Origin of the sequence: Streptomyces spinosus (assembly GCF_020400655.1) — a bacterium.
GTDB classification, from domain to species: domain Bacteria; phylum Actinomycetota; class Actinomycetes; order Streptomycetales; family Streptomycetaceae; genus Streptomyces; species Streptomyces argyrophylli.
Genome location: NZ_JAINRC010000014.1, coordinates 178,549 through 196,323 on the forward strand (window position 1 = coordinate 178,549; position 17,775 = coordinate 196,323).

Below are 17,775 nucleotides of genomic sequence, written 5' to 3' on the forward strand. Positions count from 1 at the left end.
GGGCGCCGAACACCTCAGCGTGGCTGCGGCAAGGTGCGGATCATGTCCACGCCGTGAGGCGGACGGTTTGACCTACGTCACCTTCGGGGTAATCTCTTCGGCTCGATTGGCGGTCTGCCTGCCCCATATGGCAGACTGTCCGAGTTGCTCGGTCGAGTGTTGATGCTGCGCGCCTCCCGCCGGGAGGACCGGAAGCGAGTCCCACAGTACTCGTCGTCCTAACTGCCCTAGGGCAGCACTGGGACGGACGTACGGGAATCTTCCGGGAAGCGTGGGCGCGGCACCGGCCAGGCGCCCGGTGGACCCGAGGTCCCCGGTCCGCGGTTCCGGAAGGGCCGTGTCAATCCCGCAGGGATGTTCGAACAAGGGACATCCGTGTCAGCGGGAGTGCGACACGCCCGACCGCGTGGGTCGGAGAACGAGGGATGCAGGAACCGCCGGGTTCCAGAGCGTGAGAAGAGACAGGACTACTGAGTAGCCATGGCGGGACAGAAGATCCGCATTCGGCTCAAGGCCTACGACCACGAGGTCATCGACTCCTCGGCGAAGAAGATCGTCGAGACGGTGACCCGTACCGGTGCGTCGGTCGCGGGCCCGGTGCCGCTGCCCACTGAGAAGAACGTGTACTGCGTCATCAAGTCGCCGCACAAGTACAAGGACTCGCGCGAGCACTTCGAGATGCGCACGCACAAGCGCCTGATCGACATCCTCGACCCGACCCCCAAGACCGTTGACTCTCTGATGCGACTCGACCTCCCGGCCGGTGTCGACATCGAGATCAAGCTCTGAGGCTGGTGGGCTGAGAATGGCTAAGCAGATCAAGGGCATCCTGGGCGAGAAGCTCGGCATGACGCAGGTGTGGGACGAGAACAACCGTGTTGTTCCGGTCACCGTCGTCAAGGCTGGGCCCAACGTCGTCACCCAGGTCCGCACGAACGACGTCGACGGCTACGAGTCCGTCCAGATCGCCTTCGGCGAGATCGACCCGCGCAAGGTGAACAAGCCCCTCAAGGGCCACTTCGCCAAGGCCGACGTCACCCCCCGTCGCCACCTCGTCGAGATCCGCACCGCGGACGCCTCCGAGTACACGCTGGGCCAGGAGATCACCGCTGAGGTGTTCGAGGCCGGCGTGAAGGTCGACGTGACCGGCAAGAGCAAGGGCAAGGGCTTCGCCGGTGTCATGAAGCGCCACAACTTCCGTGGCCTCGGCGCCGGACACGGCACCCAGCGCAAGCACCGCTCCCCCGGTTCCATCGGTGGCTGTGCCACCCCGGGCCGTGTGTTCAAGGGCCTCCGCATGGCGGGTCGCATGGGCAACGAGCGGGTCACCACCCAGAACCTGACCGTCCACGCCGTTGACGCGGAGAAGGGTCTGCTGCTCATCAAGGGCGCGGTTCCCGGTCCGAACGGCGGCCTCGTCCTGGTCCGCACCGCGGCCAAGGGGGCCTGAGGTAACCGATGAGCACTGTTGACATCCTTTCGCCGGCGGGCGAGAAGGCCGGTTCCGTCGAGCTCCCCGCGGAGATCTTCGACGCCAAGGTCAGCGTTCCGCTGATCCACCAGGTCGTCGTCGCGCAGCTGGCCGCTGCCCGTCAGGGCACGCACAAGACCAAGACCCGCGGTGAAGTCCGTGGTGGCGGCAAGAAGCCGTACCGCCAGAAGGGCACCGGTCGCGCCCGTCAGGGTTCGACCCGCGCGCCGCAGTTCGCCGGTGGTGGCGTCGTGCACGGTCCCGTGCCGCGCGACTACTCGCAGCGCACCCCGAAGAAGATGAAGGCCGCCGCCCTGCGCGGTGCCCTCACCGACCGGGCGCGTCACAACCGCATCCACGTCGTCTCTGGCGTGGTCGAGGGCGGGAACCCCAGCACCAAGGCCGCCAAGTCGCTGTTCGGCAAGATCTCGGAGCGCAAGAACCTGCTCCTGGTCGTCGACCGCGCCGACGAGGCCGCGTGGCTGTCCGCCCGCAACCTGCCCCAGGTCCACATCCTGGAGCCGGGCCAGCTGAACACGTACGACGTTCTCGTCTCGGACGACGTGGTCTTCACCCAGGCCGCTTTCGAGTCCTTCGTCGCCGGCCCGAAGGCCAACGACACCGAAGGGACTGAGGTCTGATGGCCATCCGTCACCCCTCTATCGCCTCGAAGGCCGCCAAGGCCGCCAAGGCCGCGCGCGTCGCCAAGGCGCGCCGTCACGCCGCCGAGGGCAAGAACACCGTCGAGACCCCGCTGAGCAAGTCGTACACGGACCCCCGTGACGTCCTGCTCAAGCCGGTCGTCTCCGAGAAGAGCTACGCGCTCCTCGACGAGAACAAGTACACGTTCATCGTCGACCCGAACGCCAACAAGACCCAGATCAAGCAGGCCGTCCAGGCGGTCTTCGACGTCAAGGTCACCGGGGTCAACACGATCAACCGCCAGGGCAAGCGCAAGCGGACCCGCACCGGCTTCGGCCAGCGCGCGGGCTCCAAGCGCGCGATCGTGACCCTCGCCGAGGGCGACCGTATCGACATCTTCGGCGGTCCGACCGCGTAAGCGGGTCGGATCGTCCGATATCGGACGAGGACTGAGAAATGGGAATCCGCAAGTACAAGCCGACTACGCCGGGCCGTCGTGGCGCCAGCGTCGCCGACTTCGTCGAGGTCACGCGGTCCACGCCGGAGAAGTCGCTGGTCCGTCCCCTGCACAGCAAGGGCGGCCGTAACAACGCCGGTCGTGTGACCGTTCGCCACCAGGGTGGCGGACACAAGCGCGCCTACCGTCTGATCGACTTCCGTCGTCACGACAAGGACGGCGTGCCGGCGAAGGTCGCGCACATCGAGTACGACCCCAACCGCACCGCGCGCATCGCGCTGCTGCACTACGCCGACGGCGAGAAGCGCTACATCCTCGCCCCGCGCAACCTGCAGCAGGGCGACACCGTGGAGAACGGTCCCGGGGCCGACATCAAGCCGGGCAACAACCTGGCCCTCCGCAACATCCCGGTCGGTACCACGATCCACGCGATCGAGCTCCGTCCCGGTGGCGGTGCGAAGCTCGCCCGTTCCGCGGGTGCCTCGGTGCAGCTCCTGGCTCGTGAGGGCGCCATGGCGACCCTGCGTATGCCGTCCGGCGAGATCCGCATGGTGGACGCGCGCTGCCGCGCCACCGTCGGCGAGGTCGGCAACGCCGAGCAGAGCAACATCAACTGGGGCAAGGCGGGCCGCAAGCGGTGGCTGGGCGTTCGCCCGACCGTCCGTGGTGTGGTCATGAACCCGGTTGACCACCCGCACGGTGGTGGTGAGGGCCGGACCTCCGGTGGTCGCCACCCTGTGTCCCCGTGGGGCAAGAAGGAAGGCCGTACTCGTTCGCCCAAGAAGGCGTCGAACAAGTACATCGTCCGCCGCCGCAAGACGAACAAGAAGCGCTAAGGACGGGTTGAGATGCCTCGTAGCTTGAAGAAGGGGCCCTTCGTCGACGACCACCTGATGAAGAAGGTGGACACGCAGAACGAAGCCGGCACCAAGAACGTCATCAAGACCTGGTCCCGTCGCTCGATGATCGTCCCGGCCATGCTCGGCCACACGATCGCGGTGCACAACGGCAAGACCCACATCCCGGTGTTCGTCACCGAGTCGATGGTCGGCCACAAGCTCGGCGAGTTCTCGCCGACGCGCACCTTCCGGGGCCACGTCAAGGAAGACCGGAAGTCGAAGCGCCGCTAGCAGCGGATCGCATTCAGACACGTAAGTAACTGAAGGGACAACCATGGAAGCCAGGGCCCAGGCGCGGTACATCCGCGTCACGCCCATGAAGGCCCGCCGCGTGGTGGACCTCATCCGTGGCATGGACGCCACGGAGGCCCAGGCCGTCCTGCGATTCGCTCCGCAGGCCGCCTCGGTGCCGGTGGGCAAGGTGCTGGACAGCGCCATCGCCAACGCCGCGCACAACTACGACCACACCGATGTCGACAGCCTCTTCATTTCCGAGGCCTACGTCGACGAGGGCCCGACCCTGAAGCGGTTCCGTCCGCGTGCCCAGGGCCGTGCCTACCGGATCCGCAAGCGGACCAGCCACATCACCGTGGTCGTCAGCAGCAAGGAAGGAACCCGGTAATGGGCCAGAAGGTAAACCCGCACGGGTTCCGGCTCGGTGTCACGACCGACTTCAAGTCGCGTTGGTACGCCGACAAGCTGTACAAGGACTACGTCAAGGAAGACGTCGCCATCCGTCGGATGATGACGTCCGGCATGGAGCGCGCCGGCATCTCCAAGGTCGAGATCGAGCGCACCCGTGACCGCGTGCGTGTGGACATCCACACCGCTCGTCCGGGCATCGTGATCGGCCGCCGTGGCGCCGAGGCCGACCGCATCCGCGGTGACCTCGAGAAGCTCACGGGCAAGCAGGTCCAGCTGAACATCCTCGAGGTCAAGAACCCCGAGACCGACGCTCAGCTCGTGGCCCAGGCCGTCGCCGAGCAGCTCTCCTCCCGCGTCTCCTTCCGTCGGGCCATGCGCAAGAGCATGCAGTCCGCCATGAAGGCCGGCGCCAAGGGCATCAAGATCCAGTGCGGTGGCCGCCTCGGCGGCGCCGAGATGTCCCGCTCGGAGTTCTACCGCGAGGGCCGCGTGCCCCTGCACACGCTCCGCGCGAACGTGGACTACGGCTTCTTCGAGGCCAAGACGACCTTCGGCCGCATCGGTGTGAAGGTCTGGATCTACAAGGGCGACGTCAAGAACATCGCCGAGGTCCGCGCCGAGAACGCTGCCGCCCGTGCGGGTAACCGCCCGGCCCGCGGTGGCGCCGACCGCCCGGCCCGTGGTGGCCGCGGTGGCGAGCGGCGCGGTCGCAAGCCGCAGCAGGCTGCCGGTGCCGAGGCCCCCAAGGCCGAGGCCCCCGCCGCCGCTCCGGCTGAGAGCACCGGAACGGAGGCCTGACCGTCATGCTGATCCCCCGTAGGGTCAAGCACCGCAAGCAGCACCACCCGAAGCGCAACGGTATGTCCAAGGGTGGGACGCAGGTTGCGTTCGGCGAGTACGGCATCCAGGCGCTGACCCCGGCCTACGTGACGAACCGCCAGATCGAGGCGGCTCGTATCGCGATGACCCGCCACATCAAGCGTGGCGGCAAGGTCTGGATCAACATCTACCCGGACCGTCCCCTCACCAAGAAGCCGGCCGAGACCCGCATGGGTTCCGGTAAGGGTTCCCCGGAGTGGTGGATCGCCAACGTCAAGCCCGGACGTGTGATGTTCGAGCTGTCGTACCCCAACGAGAAGATCGCCCGTGAGGCGCTGACGCGTGCGGCCCACAAGCTGCCGATGAAGTGCCGGATCGTCAAGCGCGAGGCAGGTGAAGCGTGATGTCGGCCGGTACCAAGGCGTCCGAGCTGCGCGAGCTGGGCAACGAGGAGCTTCTGGGCAAGCTCCGCGAGGCCAAGGAAGAGCTGTTCAACCTCCGCTTCCAGGCGGCGACGGGTCAGCTCGAGAACCACGGTCGGCTGAAGGCCGTCCGCAAGGACATCGCGCGGATCTACACCCTGATGCGTGAGCGCGAGCTGGGCATCGAGACGGTGGAGAGCGCCTGATGAGCGAGAGCAACGTGACTGAGAACACCGAAGCCCGAGGCTTCCGCAAGACCCGTGAGGGTCTGGTCGTCAGCGACAAGATGGACAAGACCGTCGTCGTCGCCGTCGAGGACCGTGTGAAGCACGCGCTGTACGGCAAGGTCATCCGCCGTACGAACAAGCTCAAGGCCCACGACGAGCAGAACGCCGCGGGCGTCGGCGACCGCGTCCTCCTCATGGAGACCCGGCCGCTGTCCGCGACGAAGCGCTGGCGCGTCGTCGAGATCCTCGAGAAGGCCAAGTAATTCTCCTGCGGGGCGCCCCTCGCAGGACAGTTCCGCCAGGCTCCGGGGGCCGCTCGGTGAGCGGCCCCCGGGGAACCGGCAGACGATCAGGAGATAGACGTGATCCAGCAGGAGTCGCGACTGCGTGTCGCCGACAACACTGGTGCGAAGGAGATCCTTTGCATCCGTGTGCTCGGTGGCTCCGGTCGCCGCTACGCGGGCATCGGTGACGTCATCGTCGCCACCGTCAAGGACGCGATCCCCGGTGGCAACGTGAAGAAGGGTGACGTCGTCAAGGCGGTCATCGTTCGCACCGTCAAGGAGCGCCGCCGTCCGGACGGCTCGTACATCCGCTTCGACGAGAACGCCGCCGTCATTCTGAAGAACGACGGCGACCCTCGCGGCACCCGCATCTTCGGCCCGGTCGGGCGTGAGCTGCGCGAGAAGAAGTTCATGAAGATCATCTCGCTGGCTCCGGAGGTGCTGTAAGCATGAAGATCAAGAAGGGCGACCTGGTCCAGGTCATCACCGGCAAGGACAAGGGCAAGCAGGGCAAGGTCATTGCCGCTTACCCGCGCGAGGAGCGCGTCCTGGTCGAGGGTGTCAACCGGGTCAAGAAGCACACCAAGGCCGGTCCGACCGCCACCGGTTCCCAGGCCGGCGGCATCGTGACCACCGAGGCGCCGATCCACGTCTCCAACGTCCAGCTGGTCGTGGAGAAGGACGGCCAGAAGGTCGTCACGCGTGTCGGCTACCGCTTCGACGAAGAGGGCAACAAGATCCGCGTTGCCAAGCGGACGGGTGAGGACATCTGATGGCTACCACCACCACTCCGCGTCTGAAGCAGAAGTACCGCGAGGAGATCGCGGGCAAGCTGCGTGACGAGTTCAAGTACGAGAACGTCATGCAGGTCCCGGGCCTCGTCAAGATCGTGGTCAACATGGGTGTGGGCGACGCCGCCCGCGACTCCAAGCTGATCGAGGGCGCCATCCGCGACCTCACCACGATCACCGGTCAGAAGCCGGCCGTCACCAAGGCCCGCAAGTCCATCGCGCAGTTCAAGCTGCGTGAGGGTCAGCCGATCGGTGCCCACGTCACGCTCCGTGGCGACCGCATGTGGGAGTTCCTGGACCGCACCCTGTCGCTCGCGCTGCCGCGCATCCGCGACTTCCGCGGCCTGTCCCCCAAGCAGTTCGACGGCCGTGGCAACTACACCTTCGGTCTCACGGAGCAGGTCATGTTCCACGAGATCGACCAGGACAAGATCGACCGCGTCCGGGGTATGGACATCACCGTGGTGACCACGGCGACCAACGACGAAGAGGGCCGTGCCCTTCTCCGTCACCTCGGCTTCCCGTTCAAGGAGGCGTGAGCGAGATGGCGAAGAAGGCTCTCATCGCGAAGGCTGCTCGCAAGCCCAAGTTCGGTGTGCGTGGCTACACCCGCTGCCAGCGCTGCGGCCGTCCCCACTCCGTGTACCGCAAGTTCGGCCTGTGCCGCGTGTGCCTTCGTGAGATGGCTCACCGTGGCGAGCTGCCGGGCGTGACCAAGAGCTCCTGGTAATCCCGACTTTTAGGGATTCCTGGACCTCTCGGTAAGCAACCGGGACGGCAGGGGCTCCTCCCCTCATGGCTTAGGCTGGGAGGGTTGGGCCTCTGCCGCCCTGAACGACTTACTACGCCGTAGGTCCCCGCACCGCACCCGTCCCGTCCATGTATGGGGAGAGGGATGGCGCATATAGGAAACCCCGGCGAGAAAGGCCACAGGCCAATTCATGACCATGACTGATCCGATCGCAGACATGCTGACGCGTCTGCGGAACGCGAACTCGGCGTACCACGACTCGGTGTCGATGCCGCACTCCAAGATCAAGTCTCACATCGCGGAGATCCTCCAGCAGGAGGGCTTCATCACGGGCTGGAAGGTCGAGGACGCCGAGGTCGGCAAGAACCTCGTCCTGGAGCTGAAGTTCGGCCCCAACCGTGAGCGCTCCATCGCGGGCATCAAGCGGATCTCCAAGCCCGGTCTCCGGGTGTACGCGAAGTCCACCAACCTGCCGAAGGTGCTCGGCGGCCTCGGCGTGGCGATCATCTCCACGTCGCACGGGCTCCTCACCGACAAGCAGGCCGGCAAGAAGGGCGTGGGTGGGGAAGTCCTCGCCTACGTCTGGTAGCAGAAGGGAACGGAGGAAACAGCTATGTCGCGCATCGGCAAGCTCCCCATCGCGGTTCCCGCCGGCGTGGACGTCACCATCGACGGCCGGACGGTCTCGGTCAAGGGCCCCAAGGGCTCGCTGACCCACACCGTCGCCGCGCCGATCGACATCGCTAAGGGCGAGGACGGCACCCTCCAGGTGACCCGCCCGAACGACGAGCGTCAGAGCAAGGCCCTGCACGGCCTCTCCCGCACGCTGGTGGCGAACATGATCACCGGCGTGACCCAGGGTTACGTGAAGAAGCTCGAGATCAGCGGTGTCGGTTACCGAGTGACCGCCAAGGGTTCGAACCTTGAGTTCGCTCTCGGTTACAGCCACCCGATCCTGGTCGAGGCCCCCGAGGGCATCACCTTCAAGGTGGAGACCCCGACCCGTTTCTCGGTCGAGGGCATCGACAAGCAGAAGGTCGGCGAGGTTGCGGCCAACATCCGCAAGCTGCGCAAGCCCGACCCGTACAAGGCCAAGGGCGTCAAGTACGAGGGCGAAGTCATCCGCCGCAAGGTCGGAAAGGCGGGTAAGTAAGCCATGGCATACGGGCAGAAGATCCTCAAGGGCGACGCCTACAAGCGCGCCGCGATCAAGCGCCGTCACATCCGGATCCGCAAGCGGATCTCCGGTACGGCGGAGCGTCCCCGTCTGGTCGTGACCCGCTCCAACCGCCACATCGTGGCGCAGGTGATCGACGACCTGAAGGGCCACACCCTGGCGTCGGCGTCCACCCTGGACGCGTCGATCCGTGGCGGCGAGGCCGACAAGTCCGCGCAGGCCAAGCAGGTCGGCGCGCTGGTCGCCGAGCGTGCCAAGGCCGCCGGTGTCGAGGCCGTCGTGTTCGACCGTGGTGGCAACCAGTACGCCGGGCGCATCGCCGCCCTGGCGGACGCCGCCCGCGAAGCCGGGCTCAAGTTCTGAGCCGCTTGTAGCTAGCGGAAAGAGAGAGGTAATCCAATGGCTGGACCCCAGCGCCGCGGAAGCGGTGCCGGTGGCGGCGAGCGGCGGGACCGGAAGGGCCGTGACGGCGGCGCTGCTGCCGCCGAGAAGACCGCGTACGTCGAGCGCGTCGTCGCGATCAACCGCGTCGCCAAGGTTGTGAAGGGTGGTCGTCGCTTCAGCTTCACCGCGCTGGTCGTGGTGGGCGACGGTGACGGCACCGTGGGTGTCGGTTACGGCAAGGCCAAGGAGGTGCCGGCCGCCATCGCCAAGGGCGTTGAGGAGGCCAAGAAGCACTTCTTCAAGGTCCCCCGTATCCAGGGCACCATCCCGCACCCCATCCAGGGTGAGAAGGCTGCCGGCGTCGTGCTGCTCAAGCCCGCGTCCCCGGGTACCGGTGTGATCGCCGGTGGTCCGGTGCGCGCCGTGCTCGAATGCGCCGGTATCCACGACGTGCTGTCGAAGTCGCTCGGCTCCGACAACGCCATCAACATCGTGCACGCGACCGTGGAGGCCCTGAAGGGTCTGCAGCGTCCCGAGGAGATCGCGGCCCGCCGTGGTCTGCCGCTCGAGGACGTCGCCCCCGCGGCCCTGCTGCGTGCGCGTGCCGGGGTGGGTGCGTAATCATGGCGCAGCTCAAGATCACGCAGGTCAAGTCCTACATCGGCAGCAAGCAGAACCACCGTGACACCCTGCGCTCCCTTGGTCTCAAGGGCATCAACACGCAGGTCGTCAAGGAGGACCGCCCCGAGTTCCGCGGCATGGTGCACACCGTCCGCCACCTCGTGACGGTCGAGGAGGTCGACTGATCATGGCGGAGCAGAACCCGCTCAAGATCCACAACCTCCGTCCCGCCCCGGGCGCCAAGACCGCCAAGACCCGTGTCGGTCGTGGTGAGGCGTCGAAGGGTAAGACGGCCGGTCGTGGTACCAAGGGCACCAAGGCCCGCTACCAGGTTCCGGAGAGCTTCGAGGGCGGCCAGATGCCGCTCCACATGCGCCTCCCGAAGCTGAAGGGCTTCAAGAACCCGTTCAAGACCGAGTACCAGGTCGTGAACCTCGACAAGCTGGCCGCGCTCTACCCCGAGGGTGGCGAGGTCACGGTCGAGGGTCTGGTGGCCAAGGGTGCCGTTCGCAAGAACAGCCTCGTCAAGGTCCTCGGCCAGGGCGAGATCTCCGTGGCGCTGCAGGTGACGGTCGACGCCGTCTCCGGCTCCGCCAAGGAGAAGATCACCGCCGCCGGCGGCACGGTCACCGAGCTCGTCTGAGTCCCTCGGACGACGCCTCGATGACGTAAACGATCCCGACCGGGGATACCTCACAATGAGGTATCCCCGGTTGGTCGTTCCAAGGGGGGCAGTGTCGCCGGTAAGGTGGCCTGCACTGTTCTTTTTCGTATTCGTCGAACCTCAGACCGTCACCCTTGACGCAGTTGCGCGGGGGTCGCAGGAGGCACCGTGCTCACCGCGTTCGCCCGGGCGTTCAGGACGCCCGACCTGCGCAAGAAGCTGCTCTTCACGCTGGGCATCATCGTGGTCTACCGGGTCGGTACCCACATCCCGATCCCCGGCGTGAACTACAAGGCAGTCCAGACCTGTGTCAACGAGGCGCAGGGCAACCAGGGCCTGTTCGGCCTCGTGAACATGTTCAGCGGTGGCGCGCTGCTGCAGATCACGGTCTTCGCGCTCGGCATCATGCCGTACATCACGGCCAGCATCATCCTTCAGCTGCTGACCGTGGTCATCCCGCGCCTGGAAGCCCTGAAGAAGGAGGGCCAGGCCGGCACGGCGAAGATCACGCAGTACACCCGCTACCTCACCGTGGCGCTCGCCATCCTCCAGGGCACCGGCCTGGTCGCCACCGCCCGCAGCGGCGCGCTCTTCAGCGGCTGCTCGGTCGCCACGAGCATCGTCCCTGACCAGGCGATCTTCACCACGATCACCATGGTCATCTGCATGACCGCGGGTACGGCCGTCGTGATGTGGCTCGGTGAGCTGGTCACCGACCGCGGTATCGGCAACGGCATGTCGATCCTGATGTTCATCTCGATCGCCGCGACCTTCCCGTCCGCGCTGTGGGCCATCAAGAAGCAGGGCACGCTGGCCGGCGGCTGGATCGAGTTCGGCACCGTCATCGCGGTGGGCCTCGTCATGGTCGCGCTCGTCGTCTTCGTCGAGCAGGCCCAGCGCCGCATCCCGGTGCAGTACGCGAAGCGCATGATCGGACGCCGTTCCTACGGCGGCACGTCCACCTACATCCCGCTCAAGGTGAACCAGGCGGGTGTGATCCCGGTCATCTTCGCCTCCTCGCTGCTCTACATCCCGGCACTCGTGGCGCAGTTCGCGGGAGGCAAGTCGGGCTGGAAGACTTGGGTCGAGCAGAACCTCACCAAGGGCGACCACCCGATTTACATCGTTTCGTACTTCTTGCTCATCGTATTCTTCGCGTTCTTCTACGTGGCGATCTCCTTCAACCCCGAAGAAGTAGCCGACAACATGAAGAAGTATGGTGGCTTCATCCCGGGCATCCGGGCTGGCCGACCGACCGCTGAGTACCTGAGCTACGTGCTCAACCGGATCACCTGGCCGGGTTCGCTGTATCTGGGTCTGATCGCTCTCGTACCGACAATGGCGTTGGTGGGCTTCGGGGCAAGCCAGAACTTCCCCTTCGGCGGGACCAGCATCCTCATCATCGTGGGTGTCGGCCTCGAGACGGTGAAGCAGATCGAGAGCCAGCTCCAGCAGCGCAATTACGAAGGGTTCCTCCGCTGATGCGTATCGTCCTCGTCGGGCCGCCGGGTGCCGGTAAGGGAACGCAGGCCGTCCGGCTCGCAGAGAAGCTGGGCGTTCCGCACATCTCCACGGGCGACCTGTTCCGGGCCAACATCAGTCGGCAGACGGATCTGGGCAAGCTCGCGAAGTCCTACATGGACGCCGGCAACCTCGTTCCCGACGAGGTGACGATCGCGATGGCCAAGGACCGCATGGAGCAGCCCGACGCGGAGAACGGCTTCCTGCTGGACGGCTTCCCGCGCAACGTCTCGCAGGCCGAGGCCCTGGACGAGCTGCTGCGGACCGAGGGCATCACGCTGGACGCGGTGCTGGACCTGGAGGTCCCCGAGGACGAGGTCGTCAAGCGCATCGCCGGCCGGCGCATCTGCCGCAACGACTCCTCCCACGTCTTCCACGTGACGTACAGCCCGCCGAAGCAGGAGGGCGTCTGCGACGTCTGCGGCGGCGAGCTGTACCAGCGCGACGACGACTCCGAGGAGACCGTCCGCAAGCGGCTGGAGGTCTACCACACGCAGACCGAGCCGATCATCGACTACTACAAGGCGCAGGGCCTGGTCGTCACGATCTCCTCCCTGGGCCCGGTGGACGAGATCACGCGGCGGGCGCTGGAGGCTCTCAAGCGCGAGAAGGCCGAGAAGTAGCTCCCGGCCCTTCCGGCCGCGGTGCCCTGCCGGGGCGCCGCGGCCGTACTGTTGTACAGGTATCCCAGTCGATGTGAGTGACGGAGAGCGCAGGCCCCTCATGGTGCAGATCAAGACCCCCGAGCAGATCGCGAAGATGCGGGCGGCGGGCCTGGTCGTAGCCGCCATCCACGCGGCGACGCGCGAGGCCGCGGTGCCGGGCGCCACCACCAGGGACCTGGACGAGGTGGCCCGCAAGGTGCTCGCCGAGCACGGGGCCAAGTCGAACTTCCTGGGCTACGGCGGCTTCCCCGCGACCATCTGCACCTCCGTGAACGACGTGGTCGTCCACGGCATCCCCTCCGACGACGTCGTCCTCAAGGACGGCGACATCATCTCCGTCGACTGCGGCGCGATCGTCGACGGCTGGCACGGCGACGCGGCCTACACCGCGTTCGTGGGCTCCGGTCACGCACCGGAGCTGATCGAGCTGTCGCGGGTGACCGAAGAGTCGATGTGGGCCGGTATCGCGGCCATGAAGCAGGGCAACCGCCTGGTCGACGTCTCCCGGGCGATCGAGACGTACATCCGCCGCCAGCCCAAGCCGGGCGGCGGCCGGTACGGGATCATCGAGGACTACGGCGGCCACGGCATCGGCACCGAGATGCACATGGACCCGCACCTGCTGAACTACGTCGACCGCCGGCGCGGCAAGGGCCCCAAGCTGGTCCCGGGCTTCTGCCTCGCGATCGAACCGATGGTGTCGCTGGGCACCCCGCGCACCGAGGTCCTGTCGGACGACTGGACGGTCATCACCACCGACGGCACCTGGTCCTCCCACTGGGAGCACTCCGTCGCACTGACGGAGCAGGGCCCGCTGGTCCTCACCGCTCCCGACGGAGGCAGGGCCAAGCTCGCCGAGCACGGCGTCACCGCGGCACCGGACCCGCTTGCTTAACGATCTCCCCCGTAGGGCAGACTTCCTCGATTCGCCTTTCGGGGTGCGCCGACGTAGACTGACTCGTCGGCTCTCGTGCACCCGCATGTCCGCATGCTCCCGCAAGGGAATCCCAGGGATCGCCTGAGAGTCGATCAAGGTAGTCGATTCGAAGGGCGAAGCGTGGCCAAGAAGCAAGGTGCCATCGAGATCGAGGGCACTGTCGTCGAGTCTCTGCCGAACGCCATGTTCAAGGTCGAGCTCCAGAACGGCCACCAGGTCCTGGCACACATCAGCGGCAAGATGCGTATGCACTACATCCGCATCCTCCCTGACGACCGGGTCGTGGTGGAGCTGTCTCCGTACGACCTGACGCGTGGCCGGATCGTCTACCGGTACAAGTAGATCTTGCCCGCGCCCCGGGCCCGCCCGGTGCGATGGCACTGACCCGGAGAACCTCACCCCATGAAGGTCAAGCCGAGCGTCAAGAAGATCTGCGACAAGTGCAGGGTGATCCGCCGTCACGGCCGGGTCATGGTCATCTGCGAGAACCCGCGCCACAAGCAGCGCCAGGGCTGACGCACGACCATCACCCTCTGCACCTCTATCGCAGAGTCTTCGCGCGACGCGAGCTGAATATGTTCATACGCAGAGCCCGAGCCAACCAGCTCGACACCCCCGGTTCGGAGGCCGGGGACCCGGTTCGTACCTAGTACGGCGGCCGGGAGCCGGTTCTGTGGAAGACCTCCGAAGATTCACCAGGAGCCATTGAATGGCACGCGTTTCCGGTGTCGACATCCCGCGCGACAAGCGCGTGGAGATCGCCCTCACCTACGTGTTCGGCATCGGCCGGACCCTCTCGAAGGAGACGCTGGCTGCGACCGGCGTCGACCCGAACACCCGCGTCCGTGACCTGACCGAAGAGCAGCTGGTCGCGATCCGCGAGTACGTCGACAACAACATCAAGACCGAGGGTGACCTCCGTCGCGAGATCCAGGCCGACATCCGCCGCAAGGTCGAGATCGGTACCTACCAGGGTCTCCGTCACCGTCGCGGTCTGCCCGTCCGCGGTCAGCGCACCAGCACCAACGCCCGCACCCGCAAGGGCCCGCGTCGCGCCATCGCCGGCAAGAAGAAGCCGGGCAAGAAGTAGTCCGCAGCGGACACCTGTCCACGGTCTTCGCTGTAGGACCGACCACCTCCCTCTAGGAGTTTGTAGATGCCCCCCAAGGGACGTCAGGGCGCTGCCAAGAAGGTGCGCCGCAAGGAAAAGAAGAACGTCGCTCACGGCCACGCGCACATCAAGAGCACGTTCAACAACACGATCGTGTCGATCACGGACCCGTCCGGCAACGTGATCTCCTGGGCCTCCGCCGGCCACGTCGGCTTCAAGGGTTCCCGGAAGTCCACGCCGTTCGCCGCGCAGATGGCCGCCGAGTCGGCTGCCCGCCGCGCCCAGGAGCACGGCATGCGCAAGGTCGACGTGTTCGTCAAGGGTCCGGGTTCCGGTCGTGAGACCGCGATCCGCTCCCTGCAGGCCACGGGCCTCGAGGTCGGCTCCATCCAGGACGTCACCCCGACCCCGCACAACGGCTGCCGTCCGCCGAAGCGTCGTCGCGTCTGACGCTTCCCGGGTCGCTGGTCGCGGGCGGTACGGCTCCTTCGGGTCGTGCCGCCCGTACCCTTGCAGTACCCGCGCTTTTCCCGGGCGCGGTTTCCGTCGGGCGTCAAATAGCGGGCGTCCACGAAAGAAGGATCTGATCCACACATGCTGATCGCTCAGCGTCCCTCGTTGACCGAAGAGGTCGTCGACGAGTTCCGCTCCCGGTTCGTGATCGAGCCGCTGGAGCCGGGCTTCGGCTACACCCTCGGCAACTCCCTGCGCCGTACCCTCCTGTCCTCGATCCCGGGTGCCGCCGTCACCTCGATCCGGATCGACGGCGTGCTGCACGAGTTCACCACCGTGCCGGGCGTCAAGGAGGACGTCACCGACCTGATCCTCAACATCAAGCAGCTGGTCGTCTCCTCGGAGCACGACGAGCCGGTCGTGATGTACCTGCGCAAGCAGGGCCCGGGTCTGGTCACCGCCGCCGACATCGCGCCCCCGGCCGGTGTCGAGGTGCACAACCCCGACCTGGTCCTCGCCACGCTCAACGGCAAGGGCAAGCTGGAGATGGAGCTGACGGTCGAGCGTGGCCGCGGTTACGTCTCCGCCGTGCAGAACAAGCAGGTGGGCCAGGAGATCGGCCGCATCCCGGTCGACTCCATCTACTCGCCGGTTCTCAAGGTCACGTACAAGGTCGAGGCCACGCGTGTCGAGCAGCGCACCGACTTCGACAAGCTGATCGTCGACGTCGAGACCAAGCAGGCGATGCGTCCGCGTGACGCCATGGCCTCCGCCGGCAAGACGCTGGTCGAGCTGTTCGGTCTCGCGCGCGAGCTGAACATCGACGCCGAGGGCATCGACATGGGTCCGTCCCCGACGGACGCCGCGCTCGCCGCCGACCTGGCGCTGCCGATCGAGGAGCTTGAGCTCACCGTTCGGTCGTACAACTGCCTCAAGCGTGAGGGCATCCACTCCGTGGGTGAGCTGGTCGCGCGCTCCGAGGCCGACCTGCTGGACATCCGCAACTTCGGTGCGAAGTCCATCGACGAGGTCAAGGCGAAGCTGGCCGGCATGGGCCTGGCCCTGAAGGACAGCCCGCCCGGATTCGACCCGACCGCCGCTGCGGACGCCTTCGGCGCCGATGACGACGCGGATGCCGGGTTCGTGGAGACCGAGCAGTACTGAGAGCTCGGGCCCACGGGTCCGTTCTCGGCTGCCGGCCCGCTGTGGCTGGTCGCGCAGTTCCCCGCGCCCCTTCGGGCGCGGGGTCTCCGACAGGCGACCGCCTGCTCGGATACTGACCCCGGTACCTGACACGGCCGGGGCAGACACACAGGAGAAAGAACATGCCGAAGCCCACCAAGGGTGCCCGTCTGGGCGGCAGCGCCGCGCACGAGAAGCTGCTCCTCGCGAACCTGGCGAAGAGCCTCTTCGAGCACGGCCGCATCACCACCACCGAGGCGAAGGCGCGCCGCCTGCGTCCGTACGCCGAGCGTCTGGTCACCAAGGCGAAGAAGGGCGACCTTCACAACCGCCGCCAGGTGCTTCAGGTCATCACGGACAAGAGCGTCGTCCACACGCTCTTCACCGAGATCGGCCCGCGGTACGAGAACCGCCCCGGTGGCTACACCCGCATCACCAAGATCGGTAACCGCCGTGGCGACAACGCGCCCATGGCCGTCATCGAGCTGGTCGAGGCGCTGACGGTCGCCCAGCAGGCGACCGGTGAGGCCGAGGCCGCCACCAAGCGTGCGGTCAAGGAGGCCGAGGAGGCGAAGGCCGAGGAGACCAAGGTCGAGGAGACCGAGGCCGCCGAGGCTCCCGCCGAGGAGTCCAAGGACGCCTGAGGCTCCGCCTGACGCGGGAAGCGGGTTCGCCCTTCGGGGCGGGCCCGCTTTCGCGTACTTGAGAGGATCTGTACGTGAGTGACGAAGTACAGCCCGGCCATGTCCGTCTCCGTCTCGACCTGTCCTACGACGGCACCGGTTTCCACGGCTGGGCCAAGCAGGCCGGTGACAGGCGGACCGTGCAGGGGGAGATCGAGGACGCCCTGCGGACGGTGACCCGGTCCCGGGAGACCTATGAGCTGACGGTCGCCGGGCGCACCGACGCCGGGGTGCACGCGCGGGGGCAGGTGGCCCATGTGGACCTGCCCGAGGGTGTGTGGCGTGAGCATCACGAGAAGCTGCTCAAGCGGCTCGCCGGCCGGCTGCCGAGGGACGTGCGGGTGTGGGCGCTCAGGGAGGCGCCGAGCGGTTTCAACGCGCGGTTCTCGGCCGTCTGGCGCCGGTACGCGTACCGGGTGACCGACAACCCGGGCGGCGTGGACCCGCTGCTGCGCAACCATGTGCTGTGGCACGACTGGCCGCTCGACGTGGACGCCATGAACGAGGCCGCCGGCGCGCTGCTCGGGGAGCACGACTTCGCCGCCTACTGCAAGAAGCGGGAAGGGGCGACCACCATCCGCACGCTCCAGGAGCTGAGCCTGGTCCGGGGGGATGACGGCATCATCACCGCCACCGTGCGCGCGGACGCCTTCTGCCACAACATGGTGCGGTCGCTGATCGGCGCGCTGCTGTTCGTGGGCGACGGGCACCGGGAGCCGGAGTGGCCCGGGAAGGTGCTGGCGGCCCGCGTCCGGGACTCCGCCGTGCACGTCGTACGGCCCCACGGGCTGACGCTGGAGGAGGTCGGCTATCCGGCCGACGAGCTGCTGGCGGCCCGGAGCAAGGAGGCACGCAACAAGCGGTCGCTGCCCGGCGCGCCGGGTTGTGGAACCTGTTAGTCAACGGGCGTGCTCGACGCGGACCGCTGGACCGCGGCGGGCCGGCGGTTCCGGGCGCTGGGTACTCCGG

The 17,775-nt window shown here is 66.9% G+C and carries 31 protein-coding genes; all 31 read left to right on the top strand.

Translation table 11 applies throughout. The features are described from left to right. The first annotated feature begins 480 nt into the window (after window positions 1-480). The 31 genes from rpsJ (at window position 481) to truA (ending at window position 17,705) form a co-directional block, all read left to right on the top strand. The gene (gene rpsJ, locus LG395_RS26640) at window positions 481-789 is read left to right on the top strand and encodes a 30S ribosomal protein S10 (RefSeq protein WP_003948644.1); all 309 of its coding nucleotides are present in this window, start codon (window positions 481-483) and stop codon (window positions 787-789) included. A 16-nt stretch (window positions 790-805) separates the two neighbouring features. Next, window positions 806-1,450, top strand: coding sequence for a 50S ribosomal protein L3 (gene rplC / locus LG395_RS26645; protein ID WP_014674369.1), 645 nt, complete (start codon window positions 806-808; stop codon window positions 1,448-1,450). Window positions 1,451-1,458: 8 nt separating this feature from the next. Next, on the top strand, window positions 1,459-2,112 hold the full coding sequence (gene rplD / locus LG395_RS26650) for a 50S ribosomal protein L4 (RefSeq protein ID WP_171153680.1): 654 nt from the start codon (window positions 1,459-1,461) through the stop codon (window positions 2,110-2,112). After that, window positions 2,112-2,531 carry a 50S ribosomal protein L23 gene (rplW, locus tag LG395_RS26655; protein ID WP_171153678.1) on the top strand — a complete coding sequence of 140 codons (420 nt, stop codon included), beginning with the start codon at window positions 2,112-2,114 and terminating at the stop codon, window positions 2,529-2,531. The genes rplD and rplW overlap by 1 nt, the downstream gene beginning before the upstream one ends. Before the next feature lie 38 nt (window positions 2,532-2,569). Continuing rightward, window positions 2,570-3,406: a 50S ribosomal protein L2 gene (rplB, locus tag LG395_RS26660; RefSeq protein ID WP_171153676.1), complete on the top strand. Its 837-nt coding sequence runs from the start codon at window positions 2,570-2,572 to the stop codon at window positions 3,404-3,406. Window positions 3,407-3,418: 12 nt separating this feature from the next. Next, the gene (gene rpsS / locus LG395_RS26665) at window positions 3,419-3,700 is read left to right on the top strand and encodes a 30S ribosomal protein S19 (protein ID WP_030641188.1); all 282 of its coding nucleotides are present in this window, start codon (window positions 3,419-3,421) and stop codon (window positions 3,698-3,700) included. A 43-nt stretch (window positions 3,701-3,743) separates the two neighbouring features. After that, on the top strand, window positions 3,744-4,091 hold the full coding sequence (rplV, locus tag LG395_RS26670; RefSeq protein WP_006130776.1) for a 50S ribosomal protein L22: 348 nt from the start codon (window positions 3,744-3,746) through the stop codon (window positions 4,089-4,091). Further along, a complete protein-coding gene (gene rpsC, locus LG395_RS26675) occupies window positions 4,091-4,912 on the top strand; it encodes a 30S ribosomal protein S3 (protein WP_014674374.1) in 822 nt (273 codons plus the stop codon). Before rplV ends, rpsC begins: the two co-directional genes overlap by 1 nt. A 5-nt stretch (window positions 4,913-4,917) precedes the next feature. After that, a complete protein-coding gene (gene rplP / locus LG395_RS26680) occupies window positions 4,918-5,337 on the top strand; it encodes a 50S ribosomal protein L16 (protein ID WP_009190136.1) in 420 nt (139 codons plus the stop codon). Then, on the top strand, window positions 5,337-5,561 hold the full coding sequence (rpmC, locus tag LG395_RS26685; RefSeq protein WP_030174543.1) for a 50S ribosomal protein L29: 225 nt from the start codon (window positions 5,337-5,339) through the stop codon (window positions 5,559-5,561). Before rplP ends, rpmC begins: the two co-directional genes overlap by 1 nt. Beyond that, on the top strand, window positions 5,561-5,845 hold the full coding sequence (rpsQ, locus tag LG395_RS26690) for a 30S ribosomal protein S17 (protein WP_014674375.1): 285 nt from the start codon (window positions 5,561-5,563) through the stop codon (window positions 5,843-5,845). The genes rpmC and rpsQ overlap by 1 nt, the downstream gene beginning before the upstream one ends. 99 nt (window positions 5,846-5,944) lie before the next feature. Beyond that, window positions 5,945-6,313 carry a 50S ribosomal protein L14 gene (gene rplN, locus LG395_RS26695; protein WP_003998823.1) on the top strand — a complete coding sequence of 123 codons (369 nt, stop codon included), beginning with the start codon at window positions 5,945-5,947 and terminating at the stop codon, window positions 6,311-6,313. Between the two features lie 2 nt (window positions 6,314-6,315). Further along, complete coding sequence (rplX, locus tag LG395_RS26700) at window positions 6,316-6,639, top strand: 50S ribosomal protein L24 (protein WP_171153674.1); 324 nt, start codon at window positions 6,316-6,318, stop codon at window positions 6,637-6,639. After that, window positions 6,639-7,196, top strand: a complete 558-nt coding sequence (gene rplE, locus LG395_RS26705) for a 50S ribosomal protein L5 (RefSeq protein ID WP_030345436.1) — start codon at window positions 6,639-6,641, stop codon at window positions 7,194-7,196. The genes rplX and rplE overlap by 1 nt, the downstream gene beginning before the upstream one ends. Window positions 7,197-7,201: 5 nt before the next feature. Beyond that, a complete protein-coding gene (locus LG395_RS26710; RefSeq protein WP_003948630.1) occupies window positions 7,202-7,387 on the top strand; it encodes a type Z 30S ribosomal protein S14 in 186 nt (61 codons plus the stop codon). A 211-nt stretch (window positions 7,388-7,598) separates the two neighbouring features. After that, window positions 7,599-7,997 carry a 30S ribosomal protein S8 gene (gene rpsH / locus LG395_RS26715; protein ID WP_014674378.1) on the top strand — a complete coding sequence of 133 codons (399 nt, stop codon included), beginning with the start codon at window positions 7,599-7,601 and terminating at the stop codon, window positions 7,995-7,997. Between the two features lie 24 nt (window positions 7,998-8,021). Further along, window positions 8,022-8,561: a 50S ribosomal protein L6 gene (rplF, locus tag LG395_RS26720; RefSeq protein ID WP_014674379.1), complete on the top strand. Its 540-nt coding sequence runs from the start codon at window positions 8,022-8,024 to the stop codon at window positions 8,559-8,561. Between the two features lie 3 nt (window positions 8,562-8,564). Next, the gene (gene rplR, locus LG395_RS26725; protein WP_014674380.1) at window positions 8,565-8,948 is read left to right on the top strand and encodes a 50S ribosomal protein L18; all 384 of its coding nucleotides are present in this window, start codon (window positions 8,565-8,567) and stop codon (window positions 8,946-8,948) included. A 36-nt stretch (window positions 8,949-8,984) separates the two neighbouring features. Then, window positions 8,985-9,590, top strand: coding sequence for a 30S ribosomal protein S5 (gene rpsE, locus LG395_RS26730; protein WP_014674381.1), 606 nt, complete (start codon window positions 8,985-8,987; stop codon window positions 9,588-9,590). Window positions 9,591-9,592: 2 nt separating this feature from the next. Beyond that, window positions 9,593-9,775, top strand: a complete 183-nt coding sequence (gene rpmD / locus LG395_RS26735; protein WP_003974250.1) for a 50S ribosomal protein L30 — start codon at window positions 9,593-9,595, stop codon at window positions 9,773-9,775. Between the two features lie 2 nt (window positions 9,776-9,777). Next, complete coding sequence (gene rplO / locus LG395_RS26740; RefSeq protein WP_004984514.1) at window positions 9,778-10,233, top strand: 50S ribosomal protein L15; 456 nt, start codon at window positions 9,778-9,780, stop codon at window positions 10,231-10,233. Between the two features lie 189 nt (window positions 10,234-10,422). After that, window positions 10,423-11,736, top strand: coding sequence for a preprotein translocase subunit SecY (gene secY / locus LG395_RS26745; protein WP_014674383.1), 1,314 nt, complete (start codon window positions 10,423-10,425; stop codon window positions 11,734-11,736). Continuing rightward, on the top strand, window positions 11,736-12,398 hold the full coding sequence (locus LG395_RS26750; protein ID WP_171153672.1) for an adenylate kinase: 663 nt from the start codon (window positions 11,736-11,738) through the stop codon (window positions 12,396-12,398). The genes secY and LG395_RS26750 overlap by 1 nt, the downstream gene beginning before the upstream one ends. Before the next feature lie 100 nt (window positions 12,399-12,498). Further along, on the top strand, window positions 12,499-13,335 hold the full coding sequence (map, locus tag LG395_RS26755; protein WP_225811541.1) for a type I methionyl aminopeptidase: 837 nt from the start codon (window positions 12,499-12,501) through the stop codon (window positions 13,333-13,335). Window positions 13,336-13,497: 162 nt separating this feature from the next. Beyond that, window positions 13,498-13,719, top strand: a complete 222-nt coding sequence (gene infA, locus LG395_RS26760) for a translation initiation factor IF-1 (RefSeq protein ID WP_003948620.1) — start codon at window positions 13,498-13,500, stop codon at window positions 13,717-13,719. 60 nt (window positions 13,720-13,779) lie between these two features. After that, window positions 13,780-13,893, top strand: coding sequence for a 50S ribosomal protein L36 (rpmJ, locus tag LG395_RS26765; protein WP_003998809.1), 114 nt, complete (start codon window positions 13,780-13,782; stop codon window positions 13,891-13,893). A gap of 193 nt (window positions 13,894-14,086) precedes the next feature. Further along, the gene (gene rpsM, locus LG395_RS26770) at window positions 14,087-14,467 is read left to right on the top strand and encodes a 30S ribosomal protein S13 (protein WP_030641206.1); all 381 of its coding nucleotides are present in this window, start codon (window positions 14,087-14,089) and stop codon (window positions 14,465-14,467) included. Window positions 14,468-14,533: 66 nt separating this feature from the next. Next, window positions 14,534-14,938 carry a 30S ribosomal protein S11 gene (rpsK, locus tag LG395_RS26775; RefSeq protein ID WP_003956432.1) on the top strand — a complete coding sequence of 135 codons (405 nt, stop codon included), beginning with the start codon at window positions 14,534-14,536 and terminating at the stop codon, window positions 14,936-14,938. Window positions 14,939-15,082: 144 nt separating this feature from the next. Beyond that, entirely contained in the window at window positions 15,083-16,105 is a 1,023-nt protein-coding gene (locus LG395_RS26780; RefSeq protein WP_003966937.1) for a DNA-directed RNA polymerase subunit alpha, read from the top strand. A 161-nt stretch (window positions 16,106-16,266) separates the two neighbouring features. Then, the gene (gene rplQ / locus LG395_RS26785; RefSeq protein ID WP_171153670.1) at window positions 16,267-16,767 is read left to right on the top strand and encodes a 50S ribosomal protein L17; all 501 of its coding nucleotides are present in this window, start codon (window positions 16,267-16,269) and stop codon (window positions 16,765-16,767) included. Between the two features lie 74 nt (window positions 16,768-16,841). After that, window positions 16,842-17,705: a tRNA pseudouridine(38-40) synthase TruA gene (gene truA / locus LG395_RS26790; RefSeq protein ID WP_225811499.1), complete on the top strand. Its 864-nt coding sequence runs from the start codon at window positions 16,842-16,844 to the stop codon at window positions 17,703-17,705. The last annotated feature ends 70 nt before the right edge of the window (window positions 17,706-17,775 follow it).